This is a genomic window from Thermosediminibacter litoriperuensis (assembly GCF_008124715.1).
In the GTDB taxonomy this organism is placed as follows: domain Bacteria; phylum Bacillota; class Thermosediminibacteria; order Thermosediminibacterales; family Thermosediminibacteraceae; genus Thermosediminibacter; species Thermosediminibacter litoriperuensis.
Map to the genome: position 1 here is coordinate 1 of NZ_VNHO01000041.1, position 13071 is coordinate 13071.

At 51.4% G+C, this 13071-nt stretch carries 14 protein-coding genes; 1 reads left to right on the forward strand and 13 read right to left on the reverse strand.

Annotated elements, in window-relative coordinates; genetic code table 11:
• From LZ11_RS12580 to LZ11_RS11450, 5 genes are all read right to left on the reverse strand, one after another.
• A partial coding sequence (locus tag LZ11_RS12580) for a transposase (RefSeq protein ID WP_484421981.1) occupies positions 1-219 on the reverse strand: 219 nt, incomplete at its 3' end.
• 152 nt (positions 220-371) lie between these two features.
• Positions 372-845, reverse strand: coding sequence for a 2-C-methyl-D-erythritol 2,4-cyclodiphosphate synthase (gene ispF / locus LZ11_RS11435; RefSeq protein ID WP_148868003.1), 474 nt, complete (start codon positions 843-845; stop codon positions 372-374).
• Positions 846-851: 6 nt separating this feature from the next.
• Positions 852-1550 carry a 2-C-methyl-D-erythritol 4-phosphate cytidylyltransferase gene (ispD, locus tag LZ11_RS11440; RefSeq protein ID WP_148868004.1) on the reverse strand — a complete coding sequence of 233 codons (699 nt, stop codon included), beginning with the start codon at positions 1548-1550 and terminating at the stop codon, positions 852-854.
• A gap of 15 nt (positions 1551-1565) precedes the next feature.
• Positions 1566-2648 (reverse strand): PIN/TRAM domain-containing protein, encoded by a 1083-nt coding sequence (locus LZ11_RS11445; RefSeq protein ID WP_148868005.1) that lies wholly within the window; start codon positions 2646-2648, stop codon positions 1566-1568.
• A 140-nt stretch (positions 2649-2788) separates the two neighbouring features.
• Positions 2789-3265 (reverse strand): CarD family transcriptional regulator, encoded by a 477-nt coding sequence (locus tag LZ11_RS11450; RefSeq protein WP_148868006.1) that lies wholly within the window; start codon positions 3263-3265, stop codon positions 2789-2791.
• A gap of 352 nt (positions 3266-3617) precedes the next feature.
• On the opposite strand from LZ11_RS11450, the gene LZ11_RS11455 reads away from it, so the two are divergent.
• Entirely contained in the window at positions 3618-4013 is a 396-nt protein-coding gene (locus tag LZ11_RS11455; protein WP_148868007.1) for a DUF1573 domain-containing protein, read from the forward strand.
• A gap of 14 nt (positions 4014-4027) precedes the next feature.
• Here LZ11_RS11455 and radA read toward each other — a convergent pair whose 3' ends face one another.
• The 8 genes from radA to LZ11_RS13070 all read right to left on the reverse strand — a co-directional run.
• Complete coding sequence (gene radA / locus LZ11_RS11460; RefSeq protein WP_148868008.1) at positions 4028-5377, reverse strand: DNA repair protein RadA; 1350 nt, start codon at positions 5375-5377, stop codon at positions 4028-4030.
• Positions 5378-5524: 147 nt separating this feature from the next.
• A complete protein-coding gene (locus LZ11_RS11465; RefSeq protein ID WP_148868009.1) occupies positions 5525-7969 on the reverse strand; it encodes an ATP-dependent Clp protease ATP-binding subunit in 2445 nt (814 codons plus the stop codon).
• Between the two features lie 10 nt (positions 7970-7979).
• The gene (locus tag LZ11_RS11470) at positions 7980-9032 is read right to left on the reverse strand and encodes a protein arginine kinase (RefSeq protein WP_148868010.1); all 1053 of its coding nucleotides are present in this window, start codon (positions 9030-9032) and stop codon (positions 7980-7982) included.
• A gap of 14 nt (positions 9033-9046) precedes the next feature.
• Entirely contained in the window at positions 9047-9565 is a 519-nt protein-coding gene (locus tag LZ11_RS11475; RefSeq protein WP_148868011.1) for a UvrB/UvrC motif-containing protein, read from the reverse strand.
• Positions 9562-10044: a CtsR family transcriptional regulator gene (locus LZ11_RS11480; RefSeq protein WP_148868012.1), complete on the reverse strand. Its 483-nt coding sequence runs from the start codon at positions 10042-10044 to the stop codon at positions 9562-9564. Before LZ11_RS11480 ends, LZ11_RS11475 begins: the two co-directional genes overlap by 4 nt.
• Before the next feature lie 122 nt (positions 10045-10166).
• Positions 10167-10406, reverse strand: coding sequence for a hypothetical protein (locus LZ11_RS11485; RefSeq protein WP_148868013.1), 240 nt, complete (start codon positions 10404-10406; stop codon positions 10167-10169).
• A 90-nt stretch (positions 10407-10496) separates the two neighbouring features.
• Complete coding sequence (fusA, locus tag LZ11_RS11490; protein ID WP_148868014.1) at positions 10497-12578, reverse strand: elongation factor G; 2082 nt, start codon at positions 12576-12578, stop codon at positions 10497-10499.
• A gap of 209 nt (positions 12579-12787) precedes the next feature.
• Positions 12788-13071 (reverse strand): group II intron maturase-specific domain-containing protein (locus tag LZ11_RS13070; protein ID WP_342782612.1); only part of this gene is annotated, 284 nt, incomplete at its 5' end.

Consider the following 13071-nt stretch of genomic DNA (forward strand, 5'->3'; position numbering starts at 1 on the left):
TCCATACAATGCTTGGAGCATGAGTAGCTTAATTAACACTACCGGGTCAATACTAGGTCTTCCTGTATTTTCGCTATATAGGTCTTTTACTTCATCATAAATGAAATTAAAGTCGATGCTTTCTTCTACTGCCCTAAGGAGATGGTCTTGAGGTACTAAGCTATCGATGCTTACTAATTCTACCTGCTCTATTATTTCTCGATTTTTCTTCGTTAACATTTCATCGCCCCACAATATTTTTGTATCTTCTTTAATTTTACTAAAAAGCTGATGATTTTTGTACTAGCTTTTGCAAAAAAAGACTGTCGACAGTTACTTTGTCGACAGTCTGAAGTGAGGTTTTCATTCCTCACTCTTATTTATTCCCATTTTTACAATTTTTTAATCAGGCATATAGCCTGGGCTGAAATGCCTTCCCCCCTGCCTTCAAAGCCCATACCTTCCGTTGTTGTGGCCTTCACGCTCACCTTTTCTTTCGCTATATTCAGCGCATCCGCTATGTTCTGCCGCATCTTTTCTATGAAGGGTGAAAGCTTTGGCTTTTCGGCGCATATTACCGAGTCTATGTTCACCACCCCGAGACCTTCCCGCTTCAGAAGCTCTCCCACCTTTTTAAGGAGCAGGATGCTGCTTATGTCCTTGTATTTGGGATCGGTGTCGGGAAAGTGGCTGCCGATGTCTCCGAGAGCAGCGGCTCCCAGCAGAGCATCGTTAATAGCGTGGACCAGCACGTCCGCATCTGAATGGCCCAACAGGCCTTTTTCAAAGGGGATTACTACACCGCCCAGCACGAGCCTTCTTCCCTCCACCAGGCGGTGGGCGTCGTATCCTATTCCTACACGCACTCTTCATCACCTCTTGAAATCTCCATAGCCCATGTCCATAAAAGCCTCGGCCACTATCATGTCCTCCGGGGTAGTTATCTTGATGTTTTCGTAAGCGCCTTCAATCATCCTGACCGGAAACCCCAGCCGCTCTACCAGAACCGTATCATCGGTGCCGTAAAACCCGCTGTTCCTGGCTTCTTCGTGGGCCCTCAGGATCAGCTTGTATTCAAAGGTCTGAGGGGTCTGGATTGCCCAGAGGGTTTTTCTGTCGGGAGTATTTATTATGACACCCTTGTCCACAACCTTGATGGTGTCCTTTACCGGCACCCCTACGCCGACGGCCCTGTATTTTTTAGCAGCCTCGATGCTGTCGATTATGATTTTTTTCGTCACGAAAGGTCGCACACCGTCGTGTATAACAACAATATCGGTTTGAGGAGAACAGCTCCTCAAACCGTTGTAAACAGAGTCCTGGCGTTCCTGTCCCCCCTCTACCAATTTTACTTTTTTAAAACGGTAAGGGATAAGTATCTCCCGCTCGGCGTGAACTATATCGGAAGGACCTACCACCAGGATTATTTCCTCAATTTCCGCCAGGGTTTCAAAAGTACTTAGGGTATAGTATAGAATTGGGCGGCCTTTCAGCATCAGAAACTGCTTGCTCAAGGTGGAGTTCATGCGCCTGCCCCTGCCGCCGGCTGCAATCACCGCCGCAATTTTCATCAAAGTCACCCCGTACTACATCGATTTCGGCTTGGCGAAGATCATTCTGCCAGCAGCGGTCTGCAGCACACTGGTAACCATAACCCCTATGGTCTCGCCTATGTGCTTTTTACCTCCGTCGACGACTATCATGGTGCCGTCGTCGAGATATGCGACCCCCTGGCCCGATTCCTTTCCGTCTTTAATGACCTGCACCACCATCTCTTCTCCCGGGAGTACTACAGGCTTAACCGCGTTTGCCAGCTCGTTTATGTTTAAAACGGGAACTTTATGGAGTTCGGCGACCTTGTTCAGGTTAAAGTCGTTGGTTATTATCTTGCCGTCAAGCATCTGGGCGAGTTTGACTAATTTACTGTCCACCTCGGATATATCGTCGAAATCTCCTTCATATATCTGCACTTCGATATTCATTTCTTTCTGCATCCTGTTGAGTATGTCGAGCCCCCTGCGCCCGCGGTTCCTCTTCAGCACATCGGAAGAATCGGCTATGTGCCTGAGTTCCTCCAGCACGAAACCGGGTACTACGATGGGGCCTTCCAGGAACCCGGTCTGGCATACGTCGGCTATCCGGCCGTCGATTATAACGCTGGTATCAAGTATCTTGGGCTTGAGCCGGTTGGCCGCAACCGCCGCATGTTGCTTTTTCTGTACAGTGGGTATGGGTATGAGGGCCGAGAGCTCCTCCCGCTTCTTTATAGCCACGCTGGCGCCGAGGTAGCCCAGCACCACGTTGGCCACCACGGGCAGGAAAGCCCCAATCCACGGGATACTCAATAGCGCCCTTGAAAACAGGTTAGCGACGACAAGGCCCATGAGAAGGCCCAGGAAACCGTACAGGATATCTCGCATCGGCGTTTTCTGCAGCCGGCTTTCCAACCATTCCCTGGTCTTTGTTCCCCATAACATCAATCTCGGACTTAATAAATAGAATATTATTGCTAAAATCAAAGAACCAATGACGTTTCCGGCAATAACGGTGGTTTGGCTCAAAGGGGTAAGCTTCAGAAAATCGTTCAGGCGAAACAGCAACACCGTTATTTCATACCCCAAAGCCAGGCCTATGAGGGTAAGGGTTGCGCGTATGATTCTGTATATCACTATTCTATCACCTCCTATATAAAGTATTGCCGATTTTTAGCGCAGTTTTTCTTTACATCACATTATATAATATATTTATTCTCAAATCTATATAGGATAGAAAAATCCTGACATAAATTGGAGAGATAAAAAGAACGCCCTTATCCCAACGCATTTTCTATCATTTTATGGGCGCTCATCTCATCGATATTTTTGGAAAGCGCAATTTCGCTGACGAGGATCTGCTTGGCGTTCTCAAACATCCTTCTCTCTCCGGCGGAAAGACCCTTTTCCTTTTCTCTCAGGCCCAGGTTCCTCACCACTTCGGCTACCTGGAATATGTTGCCGCTCTTTATCTTTTCCATATTGGCTCTGTACCTGTGGTTCCAGTTAGTGGGCATCTTGCTCTTTTCGCCGCGAAGGATTTTGAAAACCTGGTCTATCTCTTCATCGCTCACAATCTGACGGACGCCTATCTCCTTAACGCTGTTTATGGGAATCATTACCCTCATGTTTCTGAGGGGCATTCTCATCACGTAATATTTCTGTTTTTCCCCCAGAATCTCTTTCTCTTCTATGGCCTCTATTATTCCGGCTCCGTGCATGGGATAGACCACCTTGTCTCCTATATTGAACATTCCGCAGCCTCCTAAGCCCTATTCTGATTATTTAATAACATAAAATTCCTTAAATGTCAAGTTAAATTTTTATTATACTATAAACCGCAGAGCCGTGTCAATCTGTTTTCCAGTTGTTGATGGGGATTTTTACGTACCAAGAACTACCAATCATTTCAGGACCTCAATTCCACATTCCCCTAATCTCAATAAATACAGGTCATGTAATCAATAATAAAAAAAGAAACACACCGCAGTAACCAATCTCCCGGCGGAGGCTTCACATTTTTCTCTATATTCTAACTTAAGTTTGACAAACACCCGAATTCATGGATATAATAAGACTTGTGAAGAATAAATAGGGGGAATAGCAATGAAGGACCTGATCTGTAATGAATTTCAGGCCGCAGTCTCCCAGTGCCTTGTGAGGCACAAGAGCATCATAGATGTTCTGACAAAGCTTCAGGAGACCACATGCCGTATTAATCGTGCCATCGCCAAGTCCGTTACGGTCTGCGGTTGCCTGGAAGTCAACGCCAAAAAGCAGCAGATCCCCAGCAATATAAGCCTTCATGACCTCAGCACATACATGGATACCCACCTGAAGGGCAACCTGTGCCCCAACTGCAGAGAAGTGCTGGAACAGGAACTGGGAAATCACCTTTTCTACCTGGCAGCTCTCTGCAACCTGCTGAATCTCAATCTCTACGACGTATTCGTTGAAGAAAACGAAAAGCTCACTACCCTGGGCATTTACAACCTCTCATGACATTTTGAAACCGATCAATCAAAAGCGGCTTCCACGGCGTCTTTCAGTTCCTTTACCCCCGAAATCTGGATACCTGTTGTGTTTTTCAAATCTCTCATGTTGTTATAAGGGATGATCGCTTCCTTAAAACCGAGCTTTGCGGCTTCGGTAACTCTTTTTTCAATGTAGCCTACGGACCTTACCTCGCCTGCAAGGCCCACTTCCCCTATGATCACCACATCCCTCACCGGTTTGTTCTTGAAACTCGACACTATTGCGGTTATCACCGCCAGATCCACGGCCGGTTCGGAGAGTTTAATCCCGCCGGCCGCATTGATATAAACGTCTTCATGTGCGAGATTCAGCCCTAATTTTTTCTCCAAAACGGCGATCAGAAGGGCGGCCCTGTTGTAATCTATGCCGGAAGTCTGCCGGCGGGGCAGATTGAAACCGGTGGGGCAGGTAAGCGCCTGGACTTCCACCAGCAGAGGCCTGGTACCTTCCATGGTGCACACCACCGCGGAGCCGGGAGAATTTCCGGGCCTGCCCGAAAGCAGGAATTTCGACGGACTGTCAACTTCCGCCAGCCCCGAATCCTGCATCTCGAAAATGCCTATTTCGTTAGTTGACCCGAACCTGTTCTTCACGGCTCTCAGCACGCGGTAAGACTGGTATCTCTCGCCTTCAAAATACAGTACGCAGTCGACCATGTGCTCCAGGGTTCTGGGGCCCGCCAGGCTTCCCTCTTTGGTGACGTGTCCCACTATGAATACGGCCGTACCCGTTTCCTTGGAAAGTTTGAGAAGCCGGAGCGTTGCCTCCCTTACCTGGCTGATGCTGCCCGGGGCTGACTCGAGCTGCGGAAGGTAAGCGGTCTGTATGGAATCTATTATGACCACCTGGGGTAAAAGCTCTCTTACATGCCTTTCTACCACATCCAGGTCGTTTTCCGCTACTATGTACAGATATCCGCCGGAAATCCCCAGCCTTTCGGCGCGCAGCTTCACCTGTTTGGACGATTCTTCACCAGTGACGTAGAGCACAATTTTCCCTGTCGCGCCCAGTTTTGCTCCCGCCTGCAGCATCAGCGTCGATTTCCCTATTCCGGGGTCTCCACCCACCAGCACCAGGCTGCCGGGGACGATACCCCCACCCAGCACCCTGTCGAGCTCGGCTAAACCCGTCTTTATCCGCTCTTCTTCCGAATAATCTATTTCGCTTAAAAGGCGCGGCTTTTGGTGTTCATGCAGAAACGACACACCAGCGTTCGAAGGCACCGGTTCTTCCGCAAAGCTGTTCCAGCTGTCGCACTCGGGACATCTTCCCATCCACTTGATCGACTCAAAGCCGCACTGCTGGCAGACAAAGCGCCTTTTACTTTTCAAAATCCTCTCCCTCCTTCAATATTACTGCCCCGCAAAATTTAACCGCAAAGTCCAACACCCGGCGAGACCCGCCGGTCCGGTACGGCCGGCCCGGACTGGTTGGGGTTACAGCCGGGTGTCTTCACATTCGCACAGCCCTGTTGTCCGTTATTCAGCGGTATTTGCCAGCGACACTTCTTTCCTGTGGAAGGTCAGCCTGTCATCCTGCACATCCACCAGCACCGTATCGCCTTGGGATACTTTGCCCTTCAGAATTTCTTCGGAAAGATTGTCTTCTATCTCTTTCTGGATGACCCTCCTCAAGGGCCTTGCGCCGTACATGGGGTCGAAGCCCTTCTTTACCAGCCATTCCTTAGCTTTGTCGGATACTTCGATGCTAATGTCGCTCTCCCTCAGCCTTTCGTTGACCTGCTTCAGCATCAGATCCACGATCTTTTTCATGTGCTCTTCGTTCAGGGAGTGGAAAACTATTATCTCGTCCACCCTGTTGAGGAACTCGGGCCTGAAGGTGCGCCGCAGTTCTTCCAGCACCCTGTCCTTCATCTCCGAGTAGTTTTTGTCATCCTCTTCCCTTGGTGCAAAACCTAGGGTCCTGGTCCGCTGAATGAGGTTTGCACCCACGTTGGAGGTCATGATTATGACGGTGTTTTTGAAGTCCACGGTCCTGCCCTGGGCGTCGGTAAGCCTGCCGTCCTCCAGAATCTGCAGCAGTACGTTGAAAACGTCGGGGTGAGCTTTCTCGATCTCGTCAAACAATACTACCGAATAAGGTTTCCTGCGCACCTTTTCGGTGAGTTCACCGCCCTCCTCGTACCCCACGTATCCCGGAGGAGCACCTATCATGCGGGAAACGGCGAACTTCTCCATGTACTCGGACATGTCCAGCCTTATCATGGCGTCCTCATCGCCGAACATGGCTTCCGCCAAGGCTCTGGCCAGCTCGGTTTTGCCGACGCCGGTGGGGCCGAGGAATATAAAGGAACCTACCGGGCGCTTCGGGTCTTTAAGGCCTGCGCGGGCCCTGCGAATAGCCCTGGCCACGGCCTCTACAGCCTCATCCTGGCCTATCACCCTCTGGTGGAGAATTTCCTCCATCCGGAGGAGTCTCTCGGATTCCTCTTCGGTCATGCGCTCCACGGGTATGCCGGTCCAGCTGGAAACAATCCTGGCTATATCCGCTTCAGTCACCGTAGCATTTTCCAGCTTCTGCTCCTGCTGCCAGCGGGCCTTCAGGCTCTCGACTTTGGCCTTTATCTCCTGTTCCTTATCCCTGAGCTTGGCGGCCTTTTCGAATTCCTGGGCCCTGATGGCGGCGTCCTTTTCCTTACGAACGGCTTCCAGTTCGTCTTCCAGTTCCTTGAGCTCCGGAGGTGCTGTCAGGCTCTGCAGCCTGACCCTGGAAGCCGCTTCATCTATCAGGTCTACAGCCTTGTCGGGCAAGAACCTGTCGGTGATGTAGCGGGCCGAAAGTTTGGCCGCTGCTCTCAGGGCTTCGTCGGAAATTTTCACCCTGTGATGGGCTTCGTACTTGTCCCTTAAGCCTTCCAGTATCTTAATGGTGTCTTCTACCGTAGGTTCTTCGACGATGATGGGCTGGAATCTCCTTTCCAGCGCCGGGTCTTTTTCAACGTGCTTCCTGTACTCGTCCAGAGTGGTCGCACCTATCGTCTGCAGCTCGCCCCTGGCGAGAGAGGGCTTTAGCATATTGGAGGCGTCTATGGCCCCCTCGGCGGCTCCAGCTCCGATTATGGTGTGCATCTCATCTATGAAGAGGATGACATTGCCTGCCTGCTTTACCTCGTTGAGCACCTTCTTTAGCCTTTCTTCAAACTCGCCCCTGAACTTGGTACCTGCCACGAGAGAAGCCAGATCAAGGCTCACGATGCGCTTTTCTTTCAGAATCTCGGGCACGTCCCCCTCAACTATCCTCTGGGCGAGCCCCTCCACTATGGCGGTTTTGCCTACACCGGGCTCACCTATGAGGCACGGGTTGTTCTTGGTCCGCCTGGTCAGCACCTGTATTACCCGCTCTATTTCCTTCTGCCGGCCTATAACCGGGTCCAGCTTGCCCTCAGCGGCAAGTTCGGTTAGATCCCTGCCGAACTGGTTGAGGGTCGGCGTGTTGCCGGACTTCCGGAAGCCGGGATGTCCCTTTACGTCGGAACCCAGCATGGCCAGCACCTCTGCCCGGGCCCTGTCCAGGCCCACGCCCAGGTTCGCCAGCACCTGCGCGGCTACACCTTCACCTTCCCTGATGAGGCCGAGGAGTATGTGCTCGGTGCCCACGTAGTTATGCTTCAGCCTGCGGGATTCATCGAGGGCCAGTTCCAGCACCCTCTTGGCCCTGGGGGTGTAGCCGATCGGCCCCTGGATGGTAAACGGCCCCACACCTATGAGCTTTTCGACCTGCTCCCGGACTTTGGAAAGCTCGACCCCCAGATTCTGAAGGGCCCTTGCAGCCACTCCTTCGCCCTCTCTTATCAACCCCAAAAGCAGGTGTTCGGTTCCCACCACATTGTGGTTCAAACGCCTTGCCTCTTCCTGGGCATAGGCGATAACCCTCTGCGCTCTTTCCGTAAATTTGCCGTTCATAAAGTTCACCTCACTTCAGTAATTTTCCCCTCAAGAAATTAGCCCTGTTTAAATCCCTTTCCAGTGGTGTCATGTCTTTTTTGAATACCTCCTGGATATACGATGGCCCGGCAGTTATGAACAGGTTGTTCAGGTCTTCTGGTTTGAGGTTTTTAATTATGCCCAGGTCCACCCCCAGCCTCACGTCGGATATGTAGCCCATGGCTTCCTGGGTGGTCAAAAGCCTGGAATTGGTCAGGATCCCGTAAGACCTGGATATCTTGTCTTCAAGGCGCAATCTGTCTTCGCCCTTCAAATTTCTCCTGGCCTGCCTTTCGCTGGCGATTATCTGTCCGGCAACACTCATAAGATTCTGTATTATGTCTTCTTCGGATTTTCCAAGGGTTATCTGGTTGGATATTTGGTACAGGTTACCCCACGCCTCGGTCCCCTCACCGTACAGACCCCGCACCACCAGTCCCAGCTGGGCTATTGTCGAAAACATGCGGTCCACCTGCCTCAGCATGGTGAGCACCGGCAGGTGCAGCATCACCGACACGCGGATGCCGGTGCCGACATTAGTGGGGCAGGCCGTGAGATACCCTAACCGCTCGTCGAAGGCGATGTCGAGTTGTTCTTCCAGCACGTCGTCCACACGGCTCGCCAGCTCGTAAGCCTCCTGAGGATCCAGCCCTGAAAAAACGCACTGGATTCTCAGGTGGTCTTCCTCGTTGATCATGATGCTTATGCGCCTGTCGCTGCTGATTATCACGGCGCCCTTATCCTCTCTGGCCAGGTCCGGACTTATAAAGTGCATCTCCACCAGCAGATTTTTTTCGGTTTCCGACAGGTCGCCCATGAGGTAGAGCCTGGCGTCTTTCGCCAGCACAGAATTGGACGTAAAGGCGTCGTAGACCCTCTTGACGACCTCTTTAGCCTGGGAACCGTTAAGGAGGTGCGGAAACGGCACGTCCTTCAAATTCCGGGCTAATCTAACCCTGCTGCTTATCACTATGTCGCTGTCGGGACCGGTGGAATTTATCCAGCCGATTCTCGATGTGTCCAGCAGTTCCTCCAGAGCCATTTTATGCACCTCCGCTAATTCCGGCCCAGCTTCTGTTCCAGTTCCCTGATTTTGTCCCGAAGCTGGGCCGCCCTCTCGTATTCCTCGGCATTGACAGCCTCCTGCAACTCTCTCTTGAGCCTCTCGATCTCGCTCTTGATGCGCACCCTGCCGCCGGTCCTCCTGGGAACCTTCCCTACATGATAGGTCTTGCCGTGCAGGCGCCGGAGCATGGGATCCAGCTGACCTTTAAAGGCCTCATAGCAATTGCTGCAGCCGAATCTGCCTATCTGGGTAAACCGGGGGAAGGTAAGACCACAGCGGTTGCAGGAAAGCGGCTGGGATTTTTCGCGAAACTCGCTCACCATCGGCTCGAAAAAGCTGGCCAGAAACTTTTGCATCGATAAAGGTTCTCCGTCGAAATTGAAGGAGACGCTGAATATATTCTTTTCCTTAGCGCACTGCTCGCACAGGTGCATCAAAGTCTTTTCTCCGTTTACTATTTTTGTTATATGCACAGTAGCCGGTCTTTTCTTGCACTCATCGCATTTCATAATGATCTCGCCCCCTTATTCTCTTCATGGCCCAGCAAAGCCGCAACCATGGCCTTTAAAAGCCGGGCCCTTAACCTGTCCCGCTCTGGCAGCGGCACATCCAGGTTGTTCCGGTTGATGGCGGCCCTGAAAAGTTCCGCCTCTCTCCTGGAAATTATACCTTCTTCCAACATGAATTCTACCAGACCGCCGGCTCTGGAACTTGATATAGAATCGCCTACTATCTCAATAATTTCTCTCAAAAAATCGTCATCTCTTATTTTTAGCTTTTTTATTCGTATATATCCGCCGCCTCCCCTGCGGCTTTCGACGATATAGCCCCTTTCCAGGGTAAACCTGGTGGTAAGCACGTAGTTGATCTGGGAAGGAGCGCAGCGGAACCTGCTGGCAAGTTCGTTTCTCTGAATCTCCAGGATGCTGCTGCCTTCCTGAAACATGGCTTTTATAAAATTCTCTATGACGTCTGCCAGATTGGGCATAAAATTCCCTCCAGTGCCGCAACCGGGATTTGACTTTGACTATCTTTGACTTTTGCTGTTTATATTATAACCAATAACAGGAATTTTTTCAAGAGATAAAATTAGAGGGAGAAACTCCCTCTTTAATCATTTCTTTTCGCCTTTTCTTTCTTTTCCGCCAGTTCTTCCGATATCTCCAGCAATGTGTTCATGCGCTCTTCCTGTTCCTCGGACGACGTCCAACCCATCAGGCTGGGGATTATTTCCCCGAACATGGTGTCGTCCGCCAGTTCGTCTTCTATGATGTCGTCGGTCTTCTTCCTGTACAAAGCATCCGTTTTGCCCTCGGTATGACCAAGGCGTTTCTCCGGCTTTTTTTCCACCGCCTGCCCCTCCTTTTTCGTCTGTCATTTTAAGTTTTCCCTAACAGCCGCTTAAAATACCTATCGAAAAAGGAGGGTGTTTGCTTTTAATTATTCTTCCTCTACGGGCTTTTTGCCCGACTCGGCGATTATCTTCTCGGCTATCTGGGCCGGAACTTCCTCGTAGTGGCTAAAAGTGGCGGAGAACCAGCCCCTGCCCTGGGTCATGGACCGGAGGTCCGTGGCGTAGCGGAAAATTTCCGCCAGCGGCGCCTGAGCTTTGATGTGCTGCAGGCCGTCCTTCAGCTCCATGCCCATTATCCGTCCCCGGCGCTTGTTCAGGTCGCCTATGATGTCGCCCATGTAATGCTCCGGAACCACCACATCCAGCTCGTAAATGGGCTCTAAAAGCACCGGTTTCGCCTGGGAAATCCCCTTCTTGAAAGCCATTGAAGCCGCTATCTTGAAAGCCAGTTCAGAAGAATCCACCGGATGGAAGGACCCGTCGTAGAGGACCGCCTTGAACCCCACCACCGGGTACCCGGCCAGCACGCCTTCTTTCATGGCTTCCCTTATGCCCTTTTCGACGGCGGGGATGTACTGCTTCGGAACCGCTCCGCCGAAAATCTTTTCTTCAAACTCGAAGTCTTCTTCCGATTTTATCGGCGAAAATTCTATCCACACGTGGCCGTACTGGCCCCTGCCGCCGGTCTGTTTCTTATACTTGCCCTCCACCTTCGCAGTACCCCTGATGGTCTCGCGGTAGGGCACTTTAGGCACGCTGAGCACGACCTCGGACCCGAACTTACTGGCGAGTTTTCCAGCAAGCACTTCCAGGTGGATTTCTCCCATGCCGGAAACCAGGAGCTGCCCGGTCTCGTTGTTCTTGGCCACCTTAAAGGTCATGTCCTCTTCGGTGAGCCTTGCAAGACCCGAAGATATCTTGTCTTCATCGCCCTTCGATTTGGGCTCCACCGCAAAAGATATCACCGGTTCGGGAAAATCTATGGTATTAAGGAGGATCGGGTGGTCTTTGTCGCACAGGGTGTCATTAGTATAGGTGTTCTGGAGTTTGGCGACAGCCACTATATCGCCCGCCACGGCAGCTTCAGCATTTTCCTGTTTCCTGCCCCTCATGAAGTATATGTGTCCGATTTTTTCAGCGACACCCCGGGTGGCATTGTACACCATAGTGTCGGGTCTCAGAACGCCGGAGCAGACTTTGAACAGGTTGAGTCTGCCAACAAAGGGATCGGCCATGGTCTTGAATACGATGGCGGAGAAGGGTTCACCGCTGCTGCATTCCCTCTTTTCTTCGGAACCGGTCCTGGGATTTTTGCCCACCTCGGCCTTTCCTTCCACTGCCGAAGGCATGTAGCAGCAGATGGTGTCTAAAAGAAGCTGAATTCCCTTGTTGGCCAGCGAAGAGCCGCAGACAATGGGGTATATCCTGCCGGTCTTTACTCCTATTTTCAGTCCCTTTTCTATCTCTTCGCCGGTCAGTTCTTCTCCCTCCAGGTACTTGGCCAGCAGGTCGTCGTCGGCCTCGGCCGCGGCTTCCATAATCATGAAGCGGTAGTTCTCCATATCGCCTTTCAGGTCGTCGGGCACCGGCGTCTCCTTTACGCTCTTGCCGTCAAAGGCGTAGGCCTTCTGGTGGACTATGTCGACGACGCCCTTGAAATTTGCTTCCTGCCCGATGGGCAGCTGGAAGGGTATGGCCCTCTGGCCGAAGAACTCGCGGATTTTTTCAAGTACTTTGTAGAAGTTGGCGTTTTCCCGGTCCATCTTGTTCACGAAAAATATGCAGGGAAGACCGTGTTCTTCGGTAAACTTAAACGCCTGCTCGGTGCCCACTTCCACACCCGATACCGCACAGGTGACTATAACGGCGCCGTCGACAACCCTCAGGGCGCTCTTTACTTCCCCAACGAAGTCAAAATAACCCGGCGTATCCAGAATATTTATCTTGTAATCTTTCCACTCCAGGGGAGCCAGGGACGTGGAAATCGAGATCCTCCTCTTTATCTCTTCGGGGTCATAGTCGCAGGTGGTGTTGCCTTCATCTATCTTACCGAGGCGGTCTATGGCCCCGGAGGTAAAAAGCATCGCTTCTGCGAGGGACGTTTTTCCGGCACCGCTGTGGGCAAAGAGTCCGATGTTTTTTATTCTGTCACTGCCATAGTTTTTCAAACCCGATCTCCTCCTTTATTTGACTTGCAAAAATTATTTTATTATTATTTATAGTTATTCTACCTAAATTGACTTTTTTCCTGCTAAATTTAATATTTTCCCTCCTTTTATTTATAGGTTAATATTTTGAAATATATTAATAGAGTAGGAGGGGGCGGCTAACCCCCGTCCTCTCACACCACCGGACATGCGGGTCCGCATCCGGCGGTTCACCAAGCTTGACGAAGAGTTTGGTAGCGTTCGGTTAAGCTCAGCAGGCCCTGGGTTTGCCAGTAGGCGTTGCCCAGGGCTCTATTCATTGGCCCGTGGGCCATCCGCCACGGCCCTTTACGAGCGTTGGCGAGTTCATTTACTGCCCACTCTGGTAGCCCCAGTGCACGCAGCTCGCGGTATCTTGTCCGTACCCGCTTCCACTGCTTCCAGAGGCACATACGCAGCCTCCTCCGCATCCAGCCTTCCAGGTCCTTGAATACGCTGGGTGTTTCCGCTAGGG

Coding starts and splice junctions, on each gene's coding strand:
- LZ11_RS11480 (WP_148868012.1), bottom strand. CDS start 10,044: ATGCCCAATCTGGCAGACGTCATAGAGAATTTTATAAAAGCCATGTTT.
- LZ11_RS11455 (WP_148868007.1), top strand. CDS start 3,618: ATGAAGGACCTGATCTGTAATGAATTTCAGGCCGCAGTCTCCCAGTGC.
- LZ11_RS11450 (WP_148868006.1), bottom strand. CDS start 3,265: ATGTTCAATATAGGAGACAAGGTGGTCTATCCCATGCACGGAGCCGGA.
- ispD (WP_148868004.1), bottom strand. CDS start 1,550: ATGAAAATTGCGGCGGTGATTGCAGCCGGCGGCAGGGGCAGGCGCATG.
- LZ11_RS11475 (WP_148868011.1), bottom strand. CDS start 9,565: ATGAAATGCGATGAGTGCAAGAAAAGACCGGCTACTGTGCATATAACA.
- LZ11_RS11465 (WP_148868009.1), bottom strand. CDS start 7,969: ATGAACGGCAAATTTACGGAAAGAGCGCAGAGGGTTATCGCCTATGCC.
- LZ11_RS11470 (WP_148868010.1), bottom strand. CDS start 9,032: ATGGCTCTGGAGGAACTGCTGGACACATCGAGAATCGGCTGGATAAAT.